This is a genomic window from Micromonospora musae (assembly GCF_003626635.1).
Lineage (GTDB): Bacteria > Actinomycetota > Actinomycetes > Mycobacteriales > Micromonosporaceae > Micromonospora > Micromonospora musae.
In genome coordinates this window covers 72,601-89,952 of the sequence record NZ_RAZT01000013.1, presented here as the reverse complement: position 1 = coordinate 89,952, position 17,352 = coordinate 72,601, and the positions used below count along the sequence as shown (strand labels likewise).

Genomic DNA, 17,352 nt, shown 5'->3' with positions numbered 1-17,352 from the left:
CATCGCCTTGTACCCCCGCGGGAACACGACGTAACACATTCGCCGCGCGGCGCGCTGCTATCGGTCTCCGCCCGGCCCGCGCCGCTGACCGTGAACTCCGCCCGCCGGGCGGGGCGGCCGTCACCCGCGGCCTCGCCGAGAGGCGCCCGGGGGTGACGAGGATCTCAGAGCGGGGTGACGTACGCGCCCGTGATGCCACCGTCCACCACGAACTGCGCGGCGGTCATGAAGGACGCGTCGTCGCTGGCCAGGAACGCCACCGCCGCGGCGATCTCGTCCGGGCTGCCGAACCGGCCCATCGGCACGTGCACCAGCCGGCGGGCGGCTCGTTCCGGGTCGGCCGCGAAGAGTTCGAGCAGCAGCGGAGTCGCGACCGGGCCGGGACAGAGCGCATTCACCCGGATCCCCTCCCGGGCGAACTGCACCCCCAGCTCCCGGGTCATCGCCAGCACCCCACCCTTGCTCGCGGTGTACGCGATCTGCGAGGTGGCCGCTCCCATCAGCGCCACGAACGAGGCGGTGTTGATGATCGAGCCCTTGCCCTGCCGGCGCATGTGCGGAATGACGTACTTGCAGCACAGGTAGACGCTCGTGGTGTTGACCCGCAGCACCCGCTCCCAGGCGTCGAGCCCGGTCTCCAGGATCGAGTCGTCCTCCGGCGGGGAGATGCCGGCGTTGTTGAACGCCACATCCACCCGGCCGTGCCGCGCCACCACCCCGTCGAAGAGGTCCCGCACGGCGTCCTCGTCCGCCACGTCGGCCACCACGGCCTCGCCGTGCGCCTCGGCAGCGGCCCGCTCGCCCGCCTCCGCGTCGATGTCCACGCAGACCACCAGGGCGCCCTCGGCGGCGAACCGCCGCACCGTGGCCAGCCCGATCCCGCTGCCCGCGCCGGTGACGACGGCCACCCGGTCCCGCAACCGATCACGCACTTCGCTCACTCCTCCGCCGCGATGAAGACGTTCTTGACATCGGTGAACGCGTGCAGCGCGTCGGGGCCCAACTCCCGGCCGAGGCCGGAGTGCTTCATGCCGCCGAACGGGGTCCAGTAGCGCACCGAGGAGTGCGAGTTGACGCTGAGGTTCCCGGACTCGACGGCCCGGGTCACCCGGATCGCCCGGCCCACGTCCCGGGTCCAGATCGAGCCGGAGAGGCCGTGGTCGCCGTCGTTGGTGAGCCGGATCGCCTCCGACTCGTCGTCGAACGGCAGCACCGACACGACCGGGCCGAAGATCTCGTCCCGCCAGTGCCGGTCCGCCGTCGTGTCGGTCAGCAGCACGGTCGGGGCGTACCAGAAGCCAGGGCCGGCCGGCCGGGAGCCGGTGAAGGCGACCCGGGCGCCCTCGACGTAGCCGGCGACCCGGTCCCGGTGGGCCGCCGAGATCAGCGGACCCATCTCGGCCGTCTCCCGGGCCGGGTCCTCCACCCGGAATGCGCGCACCGCCGGTTCGAGCAGCTCCAGGAACCGGTCGTACGCCGAGCGCTGCACGAGGATCCGGGAACGGGCGCAGCAGTCCTGGCCGGCGTTGTCGAAGACGGCGTACGGGGCGGTGGCCGCCGCGCGTGGCAGGTCGGCGTCGGCGAAGACCACGTTGGCGGACTTCCCGCCCAGCTCCAGCGTCAGCCGCTTCACCTGCGCCGCGCAGCCGGCCATGATCCGGGTGCCGACGGCGGTGGAGCCGGTGAAGCAGATCTTGCGGACCGCCGGGTGGGTGACGAGCCGCTCGCCCACCACCGCGCCCTCGCCGGGAAGGACTGTGAACACGTCGTCGGGCAGGCCTGCCGCACGGCCCAACTCGGCCAGGCGCAGCGCGGTGAGCGGGGTCAGCTCGGCCGGTTTCAGCACGACGGTGTTGCCGGCGGCGAGGGCCGGAGCCAGCGCCCACGCGGCGATCGGCATCGGGAAGTTCCACGGCACGATCACCCCGACCACGCCGAGCGGCTCGTGGAAGGTGACGTCGAGCCCGCCGGGCACCGGGATCTGCCGGCCGGTGAGCCGCTCGGGCGCGCCGGCGTAGTAGTCGAGCACGTCCCGGACGTTGCCGGCCTCCCAGCGGGCGTTGCCGATCGTGTGCCCGCTGTTACGAACCTCCAGCTGCGCCAACTCCTCCCGGTGCGCGTCGACGACGGCCGCGAACCGGCGCAGCAGCCGCGCCCGCTCCCCCGGCGCCGTCCACCGCCACCGCTCGTACGCCGCCGCGGCCCGGGCGACGGCGACGTCGACCTCCTCGGCCGAGGTGGCCGGCACCTCCCCGATCTCCGTCCCGGTGGCCGGGTCGACAAGCGTCGTCACGCCCACCGCCCCGGCCCGTCGATCCGGCGCTTCAGTGCAGCCCCGCCCGGACCTCCGCGACCGCCGGGCCGGGTGGGCCGGTCAGCAGCGTTCGAAGCCACGGAAGAGCTCCCGGTCGGTGACCGCGGGGTCGAAGGCGGCGAGCTCGATCCGTCAGAGGCGTTCGAAGCCACGGAAGAGCTCCCAGTCGGTGACCGCGGCGTCGAAGGCGGCGAGCTCGACCCGAGCGTGGTTGGCGTAGTGGGCGACCACCTCGGGGCCGAAGGCGTCGGCGGCCGGCCCGGAGGACTCCCAGAGGGCGAGCGCGTCGCGCAGCGTGCCCGGCACCCGCTCGACGGACGGATCGTCGTAGGCGTTGCCGGTGCACTCCTCGCCGAGCTCCAGCTCCCGCTCGAGGCCGTACACCGCCCCGGCGACCAGCGCGGCGATCGCCAGGTAGGGGTTCACGTCCGCGCCGGGCACCCGGTTCTCCACCCGCAGATCCGCCCCGTGCCCGACCAGACGCAGGGCGCAGGTGCGGTTGTCGGTGCCCCAGTGCAGCGCGGTGGGTGCGAACGAGCCCGGCTGGTAGCGCTTGTACGAGTTGATGTTCGGGGCGAAGAAGAGGCTGAACTCGCGCATGGTGGCGAGCAGCCCGGCGAGCACCCGTCGGCCGGTCACGCTTAACCGGGCCGGCCCGTCGCCGAGCAGCGCCGGGTCGCCGTCGGCGTCGCGCAGCGAGAAGTGGATGTGGCAGGAGCTGCCCTCCCGCGCGTTCGGCTTCGCCATGAAGGTGATCGCCATGCCCTCCTGGGCGGCGATCTCCTTCGCGCCGTTCTTGTAGACGACGTGATGGTCCGCGCAGGCGACCGCCTCGTCGTAGCGGAAGGCGATCTCGTGCTGGCCGAGGTTGCACTCGCCCTTCGCGCTCTCCGGGGTCAGCCCGGCGCCGGCCATCTCGAGGCGGATGCGTCGCAGCGGCGGCTCCACCCGGGCCGTGCCGAGCAGCGAGTAGTCCACGTTGTACTGGTTGGCCGGGGTCAACTCCCGGTAGCCGCGCTGCCAGGCGTCCTCGTACGAGTCGCGGTAGAGCACGAACTCCAGCTCGGTGCCGGCGTACGCGGTCAGCCCGTGCCGGCTCAGCCGGTCGAGCTGTTGGCGGAGGATCTGCCGTGGCGAGGCGACCACCGGCCCGGAGCCGTCCAGCCACTCCAGGTCGGCGAGGAGCAGCGCCGTCCCCGGCTGCCAGGGCACCCGGCGCAGCGTGCCCAGGTCGGCCTTCATCGCGAAGTCGCCGTAGCCCCGCTCCCAGCTCGACATGGCGTAGCCGTCGACGGTGTTCATCTCCACGTCGACGGCGAGCAGGTAGTTGCACCCCTCGCTGCCGTGCCCGACCACGTGCTCGAGGAAGTAGGGGGCGTGGAACCTCTTGCCCTGCAGCCGGCCCTGCATGTCGACGAGCGCCAGCACCACGGTGTCGATCTCCCGCTCGGCGACGGCGACCCGGAGCTGCTCCAGCGTCAGGGGTGCTCTCATCGGCGGGCCTCCATTCCCAAGGTCTACTGGCAAACCCGACGGCCGTCAATGCCCATGCCGCCAGGCGGAGCGGAATTCCGGTTGCCCGCGGGCTCGCCGCGGCGCATCCTTGAGCCTGTGACCAGGCCCGATCGCCACGGGCCAGCGCCGGGCGCTCGGACCGCCCGGCAGCGCGGCGACGCGGGGCGGTCACCTCTCTCTCACCCGTACGGCGATCCGCCGTACGCGACGCAGGCCCCGCGTCGCCGCCGTCTCCTCGGCAGCCGCCATCCTTTCGCTTTCCTCGGCCGCTGTGCCGGGCAGACGGGCGACCCGGCCGGCGGCCGCGCCACCCGGGTCAGGTGAACAGCAGCCCGAGCACCCAGAGCACGGCGATCACCAGCCCGGAGAGGAACTCCAGCAGCATCGACAGGCCGGCCGCCGCGACCGCCCGCTTCGTGGCCGGCCAGGCGAGCCGCGAGTCACCGAGCCGCAGCCGCTCCGCCACCCAGACCCCGGCCACGAAACCGAGCACCAGCCCGATCACGGGGATGACGAAGAAGCCGACCAGGCCGAGCAGCCCTCCGGCGAGCAGTGAGGAGGTGGGCACGCCGCTGCGTTTCAGGTTGCGCCCCGGCCAGGCGTACTTGACGACGGTGCCGCCGACGGCGACCAGCGTCGCGGCGGCGAGCACCAGCCACCGCCCCCCGCCCGTGCCGCCGACGATCGCCCAGAGCAGCACCCCGGCCCAGCAGAGCGGCAACGCGGGCAGGCCCGGCACGATCACTCCGGCCAGCCCGGCCAGGATCGCCAGGGCCGCGACCACCGACACGGCGGTCTCGGAATCCGTCAGGCTCATCGGAGCCACCCTCCGTTCGCGACTACGGGGCGGGCGAGCGCGGCACGCCCGAACGCCCGAGCCGTTGCGTCAGTGGTCGCCGGACGCGCCGACTCAATCCTCACCCGTACCGGCGGCCGTCGGGTCCTCCCCCGCTCACCCGGGACCATCGCCGCACCGGCCGGACGCCGGCGGGGCTCACGCCGCCTCCGCGCCGGCCAGCCGGGCCGCGATCCGGTCGGCCGGCATCGGCGCGCCGAAGAGCCGCCCCTGACCGGTGTCGCAGCGCAACGCCCTGAGCCGCTCGGCCTGCACGCCCGTCTCCACCGCCTCGGCGGTCACCCACAGCTCCAGCGCGTGTGCCAACCGGACGAGCGCGTCCACGATGCGCTCGTCCCGACGGTCGGCCACCGCGTCCGCGTCGTCACCCCGGATGCCCTCGACGAACGGGCCGGCCAGTTTCAGGCAGTGGATCGGCAGCCGACGCAGGTACGCGAGGTTCGAGTAACCGGTGCCGAAGTCGTCGATGGCCAGCCGTACGCCCAGCGCCGCGAGCCGGTGCAGCGCGCGCAGCGGCTCCCCCGCGGTGCCCATCACCGCGCTCTCGGTCAACTCCAGCTGCAGCAGCTCGGCCGGCAGCCCGCTGGAGGCCAGCGCGTCCGCGACCGTCTCCACGATCGTCGGGTCGTCGGTCTGCCGGGCGGCCAGGTTGACGCTCACCACCAACCGGGCGTCCGGGAAACCGCGCCGCCACTGCTCCGCGTCACGGCAGGCCCGCCGGAGCACCCACTCGCCGAGCCGGACGATCAACCCGGTCTCCTCGGCCAGCCCGATGAACCGGTCCGGTCCGAGCAACCCCAGTTCGGGGTGCTGCCAGCGGACCAACGCCTCGACGGCGAGCATCCGACCTTCGAGCAGAGACACGATCGGCTGGTAACGGAGCACGAACTCGCCCCGGTCCAGCGCGGTGGGCAGCTTCGCGGCCAGCGACGAGCGGGCGATCTCCCGGGCGCTGCGTTCCGGGTCGTAGACGGCCCACCGGCCGCGCCCCTCGGCCTTCGCCCAGTAGAGGGTGGTGTCCGCGGCCTTCATCAGATCCGACGCGTTGGTCTCGCCCGCCGGGCACTCGACGATGCCGACGCTCGCCGAGACGGTGAGCTGCTGGTCGCCGATGTACACCGGGGTGGCGACCGCGGCCAGCGCCGCGTCCGCCACGGCCACCGCGTCGTCGAGCCCGTCGCCGCCGTCGACCAGGATGACGAACTCGTCGCCTCCCATCCGGGCGACGAGGTGTCCGTGGTCGGCGACGCAGTCGGCGAGCCGGCGGGCGATCACGACGAGCAGGTTGTCGCCCAGGTCGTGCCCGAGGCTGTCGTTGATCGCCTTGAACCCGTCGAGGTCGAGGAAGCAGACGCCGACCCGCTGCTCCGGGCCGGCGGTGTCGAGGAGCCGGCCCAGCGTCTCGAAGAAGAGGGTCCGGTTGGGCAGCCCGGTGAGCGGATCGTGCAGCGCCTGGAAGCGGAGCCGCTGCTGCAACGCGTACCGCTCGGTGATGTCCTCGATCATCGCGACGGTGAACCGTGGTCGGCCGTCGTCGTGCCGGACGAGTGAGACGGCCAGGTCGGTCCAGAGGCTGCTGCCGTCCTTTCGGTGGTAGCGCTTCTCCACCCGGACCGAGTCGCGCTCGCCGTCGATGAGCCCCTGGTAGAGCTCCCGCATCCCGGCGGCGTCGTCGGCGTGGAAGAGCGAGGCCACGTTGACGTGGCGCAGCTCCTCCACCGCGTACCCGAGCATGTCCGCGAACGACTGGTTCACCTCGATGATCCGGCCGTCGAGGTCGGCGATGCCGATCCCGATCGCCGCGCCGGTGAAGACCGCCCGGAACCGCGCCTCGCTGTCGCGCAGTGCCCGTTCCACCTGGTCGCGCGCCTGCCAGGCCGAGCGGGCGATCCGCTCCTGCTGGGCGAAGGTACGGTCGCGCAGCGCGCGGGCGAAGCCGGCGGCGAGCGCGCCCTGCAGCCCCGCGACCCGCTCGGAGGTGTCCCGCGCGGCCGCTCGGGCGGGCAGCGCCCGGGCCGCGAGGTTCTCGCCGAGGGCGCGAACCGACCACTCCAGCAACCGCGGTTCGGTCAGGTGCGCCTCGACCAGTGCCCGTCCGACGTCCGCGGCCGGCTGGTCGGAGAAGGGCTCGGCGCGCAGCGCCTGCGCGAGCCGCACGGTGTGCACGAGCAGCAGCCGCTCGGTCTCGGTCGCGCTGAGCGGCACGAAGCCGAAGCGGCGTGCGGCGCCGGCCCACTCGGCGGCGTACCCCTGTGCGCCGGAGAGGCTGACGTCGTCTCCGGTGGAGTCCGGGACGCCGGCCACGACGGTCAGCCCGCGAGGGGCCGGTCGTGGCGCGCCACCCCACAGAACGCGCCGAACCGCTCGGGGTGATCGTCCACGTCGGACGGGGCGTCGGGACGCCAGAGGGGCATGTGCACCACGCCGGGATCGAGGAGCGTCCAGTCGCCGAAGAGCCCCGTGACCTCGGCCCGCGAACGCAGGGTGATCTCCGTGTCGGTGCGCGCCGACAACCGCTGCGCGTCGAGCATCTCCTGCGGCTGGTCCTCGAAGGTCGAGTGGGAGATCACCAGGTGGCTGCCGGGCGCGGCGGCGGCCCGCAGGGTGGCGAGGAGGTCGGCGGGGCGGTCCGCGTCCGGAACGAAGTGCACCACCCCGGCGAGCAGGATGCCGACCGGACGGCCCAGGTCGAGCAGGCCGCGAGCCTCGGCGAGGATCCGCTCCGGCTCCCGCAGGTCCGCGTGGACGACGGTGGTCAGCTCGTTGCCGGCGAGCAGCTCACGGCTGTGCGCGACCGCCACCGGGTCGATGTCCACATAGACCACTCGCGCCTTCGGGTCGGCCCGCTGGGCCACCTCGTGCACGTTGCCCACGGTGGGGATGCCGGAGCCGATGTCGAGGAACTGGTCGATGCCCGCGTCCAGCAGGACCCGCACTGCCCGGCGCAGGAACTCACGCCCCGACCGCATGGTGGCCGGCAGGTGCGGCGTCATCGCCGCGATCTGCTCGGCGAGCCGCCTGTCGATCTCGAAGTTGTGCGCCCCGCCCAGGAAGTAGTCGTACACCCGGGCGGCGCTCGGCCGGGTCAGGTCGATCTCGGTCGAAGGTCCGTCCGGCATCTGCGCGCTCCCCAGTTCTTCGCCGCGCGGGTCGGCACCGGCCTCGGGATGCGCGCCGGCAGGCGGCGGCCCACGGGCCGACCCGCTGAGGGTGTGGTGAAGAACACTCTAGGCTGCGAACTCCATCATCAGGGAGATCCCTTGCCCGACCCCGATGCACATGGTGGCCAGCGCCCGCCGTCCACCCCGGCGACGCAGTTCGAGCGCGGCGGTGAGCGCGAGCCGGGCACCGCTCGCGCCGAGCGGGTGACCGAGGGCGATCGCGCCGCCGTTCGGGTTGACGTGTTCGGCGTCCTCGGGCAGGCCGAGTTCGCGCAGCACGGCGACGGACTGGGCGGCGAACGCCTCGTTCAACTCGATCACGTCGACGTCACCGACACCGAGACCGAGGCGGTCCAGCAGCTTGCGGGTCGCCGGCACCGGCCCGACGCCCATGATCCGGGGCGGCACGCCGGCCGCCGCGGCGCCGGTGACCCGGGCCAGCGGGGTCAGGCCGTACCTGCTGACCGCCGCCTCGGACGCGACCAGCAGCGCGACGGCGCCGTCGTTGACGCCGGAGGAGTTGCCGGCGGTGACGGTGCCACCCTCGCGGAACGGTGTGGGCAGCGCGGCGAGCTTCTCCAGCGAGGTCTCCCGCGGGTGCTCGTCGACGTCGACCAGCTTCGTCTCCCGCTTGCCGGCCGGCACCGTGACCGGGACGATCTCCTCGGCGAGCCGGCCGTCGGCCTGCGCCTTCGCCGCGCGCTGCTGCGAGCGGAGGGCGAACTCGTCCTGCGCCGCCCGGTCGACGCCGAACTCGGCGGCCACGTTCTCCGCCGTCTCCGGCATCGAGTCGATGCCCCACTGCTTCTTCATCAGCGGGTTGACCAGCCGCCAGCCGATGGTGGTGTCGTAGATCTCCGCCGCCCGCGAGTACGCCGTGCCGGCCTTCGGCATGACGAACGGCGCCCGGCTCATGCTCTCCACACCGCCGGCCACGATCAGCTCGGCCTCGCCGGCCATGATCGCCCGGGAGGCGATGGCGAGAGCGTCCAGGCCGGAGCCGCAGAGCCGGTTCACGGTGCTGCCGGGCACCTGATCGGGCAGCCCGCCGAGAAGCGCGGCCATCCGGGCGACGTTGCGGTTGTCCTCGCCGGCCTGGTTGGCGCAGCCGAGGATCACGTCGTCCACGCGCTCCCAGTCCACCGTCGGGTGCCGGTCGGTCAGTTCGCGGATCACGTGCGCGGCGAGGTCGTCCGGGCGTACCCCGGCGAGGCTGCCGCCGTAGCGACCGATCGGGGTGCGGACACCGGCCACCAGGTATGCCACGGTCATCGCGAGTCCTCCGGGGGTGGGAGAGGCAGGTCCTCGGGGTGGGGGGACGGGGGTCGAGCGTCCACCGGGTCGCGGGGAACGCCCGGCCGCCAGGATATCGGCGGCCGGAACGGATAGGTTGACGGCATGGCCCGGGCCCAGTTCAACGCGGAAGTCGGTGCGAGCGGCGAGTTCGTCCGCCAGGCCAACCGGTTCACCGACCGGGTCACCCCGCACTCGACGTCCCCACCCGGTGGCGGGCCGGACGAGCAGGGGCGTTGGCCGCTGGAGGCCGGCCGTTACCGGCTGATCTGGTGCCGTGCCTGCCCGTGGGCGCATCGGGCCCGGATCGTCCGGAGCCTGCTCGGCCTGGAGGACGTCATCTCGCTGGGCACCGTCGACCCGATCCGCGACGAGCGGGGCTGGCGGTTCGCCCTCGACCCGGACGGGTTCGACCCGGTGCTCGGTATCGGCTTCCTCTCCGAGGCGTACCTCGCCACCGACCCGGACTACTCCGGTCGGGTGACCGTGCCCGCACTGATCGACACGGTCACCGGGCGGGTCGTCACCAACGACTACCCGCAGCTCACCCTGGACCTCTCCACCGAGTGGCGGCGTCTGCACGCCCCGGACGCGCCCGACCTCTACCCGGTGGAGCTGCGGCCGGAGATGAACGCGTTGATGGCGGAGATCCACCGGGACGTCAACAACGGCGTCTACCGGTGTGGCTTCGCCACCTCTCAGGAGGCGTACGACGAGGCGTACACGGCGCTCTTCGCCCGGTTGGACGCACTGTCGGAGCGGCTGGCCGGGCGGCGCTACCTGATGGGCGACTCGATCACCGAGGCCGACGTCCGGCTCTTCACCACGCTGGTCCGCTTCGACGTGGCGTACCACGGGCACTTCAAGTGCAACCGGCAGAAGCTCACCGAACTGCCGGTGCTCTGGGCGTACGCCCGTGACCTGTTCGCCACGCCCGGCTTCGGCGAGACGGTGGACTTCGACCACATCAAGCGGCACTACTACGCCACCCACCGCGAGATCAATCCGACCGGGATCGTCCCGCTCGGCCCGGACACCTCCGGCTGGACCACGCCGCACGGGCGTGGCTGAGCCGGACCGGCCCGGGCCGCCCACGCCGCGTGCCGCCGCCGCGTCGGCCGCCGCCGGCTGCATCCTCGCCGGGACGGCCGCCGTCACCATCGCGGTGCTCGCCGGACCCGGCCCGGGTTTCGTCGGGTACGTGAGCGAGGCCGGCATCGCCGGCAGCGGCCATGCCCTGACCTACCGGATCGGGGTGTACGCCCTCGCTGCCGGCGTGCTGCTGCTCGCCGCCGCGTTGCCGCCGCAGCTGCGGTTGGCCGCCGCGCTGCTCGGTGCCGGCAGCCTGAGCACGGCGCTCTCCGGCACGGTGACGTGCAGCGTGGGCTGTCCGCTGCCGCCGTTCGAACGCGCCACGGTCGGCGACCTGGTACACGGCGGCGCGAGCATCACGGCCACCGGCGCGATCGTCCTCGCGATGGTCGCGGTCGCCCTGCACCGGGACGCCGACCGGCGGCTGCGGGGGCTCGCCGCCGGTGCGGCGGCGGTCGCGCTGCCGCTCTGCGCGACGGTCGGTCTGGCGATGCTGCTGGTCGGTCGCGGGGGCCTGGTGGGCGTGCTGGAGCGGGTGGTGCTCGCCGTCGCGGTGCTCTGGGGAGTGGCCACGGCCGTCGTGCTCGGCTTCAGGGGTCCCCCGGTCGGGCTCGTCAGAACGGGCGGGGCCGGCGCAACGGGCGACGGCGACCGGGATCCACCCTCGTCAGCGGGTGTCGACCATCGACGGCCACCTTCGTAAGGTTCGTCACGGCGCTCGCCTCTTCCGCCTCCGGGGTCCCGGGCGTATCGTCGGGCGGCGATGACCAACATCTGGTGCCTGACCGTTCGCCTGTACGTCGATCTTCGACTGCAGGCCAGCGGCGTCTGTCCGGCGCAGCCTGCTCTCTGACGCTGCCCCCGACCGACTCACCAGACCTTGGACACATCTCCATGCCTATCGCCCTGCGCAAGATTCCCTTCTCCGTGCAGATCCTTCTCGGCCTCGTCCTCGGCGTGGCGCTCGGCTTCCTCGCCCGCTCCAACGACCTCGGCTGGCTGACCGAGACCCTGCACACCATCGGCAGCCTCTTCGTCCAGCTGCTGAAGCTCGCCGTGCCGCCGCTGGTCTTCACCGCGATCGTGGTCAGCGTGGTCAGCCTGCGTGGCGTGGCCAACGCCGCCCGGCTGGCGGTCAAGACGCTGCTCTGGTTCGGCATCACCGCGCTGATCGCGGTGGGCGTCGGCATCGGCCTCGGCCTGCTCACCAACCCGGGCCGGGGCGTCACGCTGGACCTCGCCGGCGCCACCGAGCCGAAGCACACCGGCTCCTGGACGGACTTCCTCACCGGCATCGTGCCGACCAACCCGATCGGGGCCTTCGTCGAGGGCAACGTGCTCCAGATCGTCTTCCTGGCGCTCGTCGTCGGCGCGGCCGCGATGCTGATCGGTGAGAAGGCCGAGCCGTTCGTGGCGCTCAACCGCTCCCTGCTGGAGATCATCCAGAAGGCGCTCTGGTGGGTGATCCGGCTCGCCCCGATCGGCACCCTCGGCCTGATCGGCAACGCCATCGCCTCGTACGGCTGGGACCTGCTGGCCCCGCTGGCCAAGTTCACCACGGCGGTCTACATCGGCTGCGCGATCGTGCTGCTGGTGGTCTACCCGCTGGTGCTGCTGGGCGCCGGCCGGCTCAACCCGCTGCGCTTCTACGCCGGCGCCTGGCCCGCCATCGAGCTGGGCTTCGTGTCGCGCTCCTCGGTCGGCACCATGCCGGTCACCCAGAAGGCCGTCGAGCGGCTCGGTGTGCCCCGTGAGTACGCCTCGTTCGCGGTGCCGTTCGGCGCGACCACCAAGATGGACGGCTGCGCCGCGATCTACCCGGCGCTCGCCGCGATCTTCGTGGCTCAGGTCTTCGGCATCCACCTCGGGGTCGGCGACTACCTGCTGATCGCGTTCGTCTCGGTGATCGGTTCGGCGGCCACCGCCGGTCTGACCGGTGCGACGGTGATGCTCACCCTGACCCTCAGCACGCTCGGCCTGCCGCTGGCCGGCGCCGGGCTGCTGCTGGCCATCGACCCGATCCTGGACATGATGCGCACCGCCACGAACGTGGCCGGTCAGGCGCTCGTGCCGACGGTCGTCGCGGCTCGCGAGGGCACCCTCGACCGGACCGCCTACGACTCGGCCGGCCGGCGCGAGCTCGTCGACCCGGAGCCGGCGGAGAGCGGCCGCACGGAGGGGCTGGCGCCGGTACCGGCCTGATCCGTCGCCGTGCCGGCCCGGCGGTGTGGCCGGGGCCGGAGTTGTGCGGCAGCACCCGCCGGCAACGGGGCCGGGAAGAACTGAATCGGAGGAGGGCCCCTGAAGGGGTCCTCCTCCGCGCGTTTCGAGAGGGTGTGGCATGAGCAAACTCTTCGCCCCGCTCGCCCTGCGCGCGGTCACCCTGCCGAACCGCATCGCGATGGCGCCGATGTGCCAGTACACGGCCGGTCCGGACGGCCTGCCCAGCGAGTGGCACCTGGTGCACCTGGGCGCCCGCGCGGCCGGCGGGGTCGGCCTGGTGCTCAGCGAGGCGACCGCGGTCCTGCCCGAGGGGCGGATCAGCCCGCAGGACACCGGCATCTGGTCCGGAGCCCACGTGGACGCCTGGCGTCCCGTCGCGGCCTTCCTGACGGCGCACGGGGCGGTACCGGCCATGCAGCTCGCGCACGCCGGTTTCAAGGCCTCGACCTACCGGCCGTGGGCCGCCGAGCGGGGCGGGGTCCCGGACGCCGACGGCGGTTGGACGCCGGTGGCACCGGGCACCACCCCCTTCGCGCCGAACTACCGGACGCCGACCGCGCTGGACGCGACGGGGATCTCCGAGGTCGTCGAGGCGTTCGCGGCCGGCGCCACCCGTGCGCTGGACGCCGGTTTCGCCGCCGTGGAGATCCACGCGGCGCACGGCTACCTGCTGCACGAGTTCCTCTCCCCGCTCACCAACCACCGCACGGACGAGTACGGCGGTGACCGGGCGGGCCGGATCCGGCTCACCCTGGAGGTCGCCCGGGCGGTACGCGCCGCGGTGGGCGAGGAGGTCCCGGTGCTGGCCCGGATCTCCAGCATCGACTGGGTGGAGGGCGGCTGGACGGTGGACGACAGCGTGGTGCTCGCCGCCGAACTGGCCGGCGCCGGGGTGGACCTCGTCGACACCTCCTCGGGCGGCGTCAGCCCGGCCCAGCAGGTGCCGCTCGCCCCGGGATACCAGGTGCCGGCGGCCGCGCGGATCCGGCGCGAGGCCGGCGTACCGACCGGTGCGGTCGGGCTGATCGTGGAGCCGGAGCACGCCGAGCAGATCGTCGCCGACGGCGAGGCCGACCTGGTGCTGCTCGGCCGGGAACTGCTGCGCGACCCCTACTGGCCGCTGCGCGCCGCCGCCAAGCTGGGCGCCGCTGCTACCTGGCCCAACCAATACCTCCGCGCCACCTGACCCCCCATTGCCGTGATCAAGAGGTTTGCGTCACCGGAGCAGCCGGATCCGACGCAATCCTCTTGATCGACACGGTGGGGTCGGCGGGTCAGCCGGCCAGGTGGGACCAGTCGGGCGCCAGGTCGCGCCAGGGGCCCTGGGCCGCGACCGTGCCGTCGATCAGCACCACCACGTGGTCGGCGCGGACCAGCGCCGCCCGCTTCGAGGTCGAGCCGACCACGGTGACCCCGTGCTCCCGCAGCGCCGCCCAGAGCGCCAGCTCGGTCGTGACGTCCAGCGCGGAGGAGACGTCGTCGGCGACCAGCAGCTCGGTACGCGGCGCGAGGGCCCGGGCCAGCGCCAGCCGCTGCAACTGCCCCCCGGAGAGCCGGGTGCCCTTGTGCCCGATCAGCAGCCCCAGCCCACCGCCGGCCGCGGCCAGGTCGTGTTCCAGCTGGGCGGTGGCGACCGCCGCCGACGCGTCGACCTCGTGACCGAGTGCGATGTTCTCCGCGACGGTGCCGGAGAGCACCCGGGGCAGCTGTCCCACGTACCCGACCTGGTTCGGTCGCAGGAACAGCTCCGGCTCGGTGACCGGCTCCCCGTTCCAGCTCAGCCGGCCGGTGTGGTGCACGATGCCGGCCAGGGCCCGCAGCAGCGACGACTTACCCGCGCCGACGGGGCCGACGACCAGCACCAACTGTCCCCGCTCGACGGTGAGGTCCACGTCCCGGACGGCGAGCGTCCCGTCGGTGTGCAGGGCCCCGAACCCGGTCAGCTCCAACCGGCGCAGCGGACGCCGCGGCGGCACCTCCGGCGCGGGCGCCGTCCCGTTGGTGAGGTCCACTCCGGGCACCGCCGCCGTGTAGTCGGCGATCCCGCTCATCGCCACCGTCCGTCGGGTCCAGACCCGCGCGGACGGGTAGTGGGAGACCAGCGAGGCCGTGGTCCAGGCGAACCAGCGGGCCGCGCCGAGCGTGGAGACGGCCACCAGCGTCGCGCCGGCGGAGAGCCCGCCGGCCAGGTAGAGCCCCCACGCGCCGATCGGCAGCAGCCCGCTGACCACCGACGGGGTGGAGCGCGCCCACACCTGCATGGAGATCTCCCGGCGCTGCCGGTCGCTGCGTACCGTGTCCAGCTTCGCCAGATGGTTCAGCACCGGCGCGCTGGCGCCCGCGAGCTTCACCGTACGGGCGGCGGAGAGCGCGGAGACCAGGGCGGTGGCGAACGCGGCGCGCGCCTTGACGGTGCCGCCGGCGGTGCGCTCCAGCCGGGGCCCGAAGAGCGTCGCCGCCAGCCCGGAGACCACCATCGTCCCCAGGAAGAAGAGCGCCGGTACGAAGCTGCCGGTCACCACTGTCATCGCGACCACGATCACCAGCGAGATCAGCTGGTCCATCAGGTTGTCGGCGAGCTGCACCACGCGCTCGGTGTCACCACCCTGGGCGACCACCTCGGCCGGGGTGTGGGCGCTGACCCGGCGCGGCCCGGTCTGCCCGTGCACCAGGCGCAGGCTGATCCGCAGCAGCTGGCGGATCCACCACTGCGGGAACCACAGATTGGTCAGGTAGGGCAACGGCAGCACGACCAGCAGCGCGGCGGCGATGCCGAGCGCCGGCAGCCAGGGGTCGCCGCCGTCGACCACGTCCGCCCAGAGCCACGGCAGCACCGACCCGTCCAGGCCGAGCAGGGTCAGCACCGTGAACATGGCGATGGAGACCAGCCCGAACCGCGGGTCGTTGACGCCCAGCCGCAGGATCTGCCGCATGGTTCGCGCGGGTGGCGGCGCGGCGGCCGGCGGCGGGTCGGTCCTCGGTACGGCGACCGGCCGCTGCGCCGTCGCCGGCTCGACAAGTCCGCTCGGCTCGACAGGTCCGCTCGGCTCGACAGATCCACTCGGCTCGACGGATGCGCTCGGCTCGGCAGGTCCGGTCGGCTCGGCGAGATCCCATCCCGGGTCCCGCGCCGGCAGCAGGTCCACCCCGCCCCGCCCGCCCGTTCCGGCGTAGGCGCTCGCGCCCGCGGTCGCCAGCAGCTCGGCGAAGCGCGCCGACTCCCGCAGCGGCCCGGCCTCCAGCACCGCGCCGTCGGCGAGCACCACCACCTCGTCGCAGCGGCGCACCGACGAGAGCCGGTGCGCGATGACGATGCCGATGCGACCGGCGAGCAGCCGTTCGGTGGCCTGCCGTACGCGGGTCTCGGTGACCGGGTCGAGCCGCGCGGTCGCCTCGTCGAGGATCACCACCTGGGGGTCCCGGACCAGGATCCGGGCGAACGCGACCAGCTGTTCCTGCCCGGCGGAGAGCACGTGGCCGCCCTCGCCGAGCCGGGTGTGCACCCCGTCGGGCAGCTCGGCGATCCACCCGGCCAGCCCGAGCTCCGCCAGCGCCCGCTGCGCGTCGTCGAGCAGCTCCGGGTCGAAGAGCGCGACGTTCTCGGCCAGCGTGCCGGCGAGGATCTCGGTGCGCTGCGGCACCACGGCGATCCACCGGCGCAGCAGCTCGACGTCGAGGTCGACGAGGTCGGTGTCGCCGAGGAAGACGGTTCCCCGGGGCACGTCCACGGCGCGGGTGAGCACCTTGGCCAGCGTCGACTTGCCCGAGCCGGTGCGCCCGACCAGGGCGTACGACCGCCCCCGGACGAAGGCCAGCCGGACGTCCCGCAGCGCCGCACCCCGCTCGTCGTCCGAGCCGTAGCGGAAGGTGAGGCCCCGGAGGCTCAGGTCGCCGTCGGTCGGCGTCACCCCACCGGTCGGCTCCTGGACCGCGGCGGAGAGCAGCTGCACCCGGGCCCAGGCGCCGAGCGCGTACTGCAGGTGCGGCACCCAGCGGGCCATGTGCTCGACCGTCGCGCCGAAGGCGATCGCGAGCAGCCAGATGGCGGTCAACCGGGCGCCGTCGACGCGGCCGCTGGCCAACGCCCACGCTCCGGCGAGCACCACGGCGGCGATGCCGGCCCGGATCCCGCCGGCGGCGATGGCGGTCACCCGGGCCGACATCCGGAACACCCGGCCCGCCCGGGCGATCACCTCGGCGGCCCGCCGGGCGTAGAGGCGCAGCACGTAGGGCCGGGCCAGGCTGGTCCGGACGTCGTCCTGCCCGTGCACCGCCTCCTCCATCACGGCGGCGAGGTCGGACCAGGCCTCCTCCTCGGCCATCCGGGCCGGGGCGATGCGCCCGGTGGGTCGACGCAGGACGAGCGTGAGCAGGGTGGTCAGCACGACCATCCCCACGCCGGCCGGCCACCACACGAAGAGCGCGCTCACGGTCGCGAGCAGGCACACCGCGACGCCCTGGACCAGCCGTACGCCGGTGTTCCGCAGCTCGGCGGCGACCTGGTAGACGTCGTTGTCGATGCGGTCGAGCAGTTCGCCGACCGGGGTGGTCTCCAGGGTGGGCAGATCCTGCCCGAGCGCCACCCGACACAGACGCCGCCGGACGTCGGCGGACCAGTCGGCGGTCACCCCGGCCATCAGCAGACCGACCACGACATCGGTCACGACCGCGGCGACCAGCGCGACGGCCAGACCGGTGAACCAGCCGGAGGAGTGGTGCACAAGCACCGGACCGGCGAGCGCGGAGGCGGCCGCCTGACCACCGGCGCCGACCACGACGAGCAGGAGAACCGCCCACATTCGGCGCGGTGCGGTGGCCCAGAGGTCTCGGAGCAGGCGCATGACAGTCCTCCGGACTCTGCTGGGGTGGGGGCGGTGCTGCCAGACTCACTCAGCCGA

General features: G+C 73.5%; 12 protein-coding genes. 4 read left to right on the top strand and 8 right to left on the bottom strand.

Annotation, left to right across the window (positions count from 1 at the left end):
- Nucleotides 1–164: 164 nt before the first annotated feature.
- The 7 genes from D7044_RS24430 to pcaF all read right to left on the bottom strand — a co-directional run bounded on the left by D7044_RS24430 (nucleotide 165) and on the right by pcaF (nucleotide 9,118).
- Nucleotides 165–932, bottom strand: a complete 768-nt coding sequence (locus D7044_RS24430) for a 3-oxoacyl-ACP reductase (RefSeq protein ID WP_120677175.1) — start codon at nucleotides 930–932, stop codon at nucleotides 165–167.
- Between the two features lie 5 nt (nucleotides 933–937).
- A complete protein-coding gene (locus D7044_RS24425; RefSeq protein ID WP_120690368.1) occupies nucleotides 938–2,293 on the bottom strand; it encodes an aldehyde dehydrogenase family protein in 1,356 nt (451 codons plus the stop codon).
- Between the two features lie 153 nt (nucleotides 2,294–2,446).
- Nucleotides 2,447–3,808 carry a glutamine synthetase family protein gene (locus D7044_RS24420; RefSeq protein ID WP_120690324.1) on the bottom strand — a complete coding sequence of 454 codons (1,362 nt, stop codon included), beginning with the start codon at nucleotides 3,806–3,808 and terminating at the stop codon, nucleotides 2,447–2,449.
- A 337-nt stretch (nucleotides 3,809–4,145) separates the two neighbouring features.
- Complete coding sequence (locus D7044_RS24415) at nucleotides 4,146–4,646, bottom strand: DUF456 domain-containing protein (RefSeq protein ID WP_120690323.1); 501 nt, start codon at nucleotides 4,644–4,646, stop codon at nucleotides 4,146–4,148.
- 177 nt (nucleotides 4,647–4,823) lie between these two features.
- Nucleotides 4,824–6,989 carry a putative bifunctional diguanylate cyclase/phosphodiesterase gene (locus D7044_RS24410; RefSeq protein WP_120690322.1) on the bottom strand — a complete coding sequence of 722 codons (2,166 nt, stop codon included), beginning with the start codon at nucleotides 6,987–6,989 and terminating at the stop codon, nucleotides 4,824–4,826.
- Nucleotides 6,990–6,994: 5 nt separating this feature from the next.
- Nucleotides 6,995–7,804 carry an SAM-dependent methyltransferase gene (locus D7044_RS24405; protein WP_120677183.1) on the bottom strand — a complete coding sequence of 270 codons (810 nt, stop codon included), beginning with the start codon at nucleotides 7,802–7,804 and terminating at the stop codon, nucleotides 6,995–6,997.
- 108 nt (nucleotides 7,805–7,912) lie between these two features.
- On the bottom strand, nucleotides 7,913–9,118 hold the full coding sequence (gene pcaF / locus D7044_RS24400) for a 3-oxoadipyl-CoA thiolase (protein WP_120690321.1): 1,206 nt from the start codon (nucleotides 9,116–9,118) through the stop codon (nucleotides 7,913–7,915).
- Between the two features lie 126 nt (nucleotides 9,119–9,244).
- Between pcaF and D7044_RS24395 the strand changes: the two genes are divergently transcribed.
- From D7044_RS24395 to D7044_RS24380, 4 genes are all read left to right on the top strand, one after another.
- The gene (locus D7044_RS24395; RefSeq protein ID WP_120690320.1) at nucleotides 9,245–10,210 is read left to right on the top strand and encodes a glutathione S-transferase family protein; all 966 of its coding nucleotides are present in this window, start codon (nucleotides 9,245–9,247) and stop codon (nucleotides 10,208–10,210) included.
- On the top strand, nucleotides 10,203–10,934 hold the full coding sequence (locus tag D7044_RS24390) for a DUF998 domain-containing protein (RefSeq protein WP_120690319.1): 732 nt from the start codon (nucleotides 10,203–10,205) through the stop codon (nucleotides 10,932–10,934). Before D7044_RS24395 ends, D7044_RS24390 begins: the two co-directional genes overlap by 8 nt.
- A 203-nt stretch (nucleotides 10,935–11,137) precedes the next feature.
- Nucleotides 11,138–12,433 (top strand): dicarboxylate/amino acid:cation symporter, encoded by a 1,296-nt coding sequence (locus D7044_RS24385; RefSeq protein ID WP_199716763.1) that lies wholly within the window; start codon nucleotides 11,138–11,140, stop codon nucleotides 12,431–12,433.
- A gap of 139 nt (nucleotides 12,434–12,572) precedes the next feature.
- Nucleotides 12,573–13,640: an NADH:flavin oxidoreductase/NADH oxidase gene (locus D7044_RS24380; RefSeq protein WP_120690317.1), complete on the top strand. Its 1,068-nt coding sequence runs from the start codon at nucleotides 12,573–12,575 to the stop codon at nucleotides 13,638–13,640.
- An 88-nt stretch (nucleotides 13,641–13,728) separates the two neighbouring features.
- Here D7044_RS24380 and D7044_RS24375 read toward each other — a convergent pair whose 3' ends face one another.
- Entirely contained in the window at nucleotides 13,729–17,295 is a 3,567-nt protein-coding gene (locus tag D7044_RS24375; protein ID WP_120690316.1) for an ATP-binding cassette domain-containing protein, read from the bottom strand.
- Nucleotides 17,296–17,352: the final 57 nt, after the last annotated feature.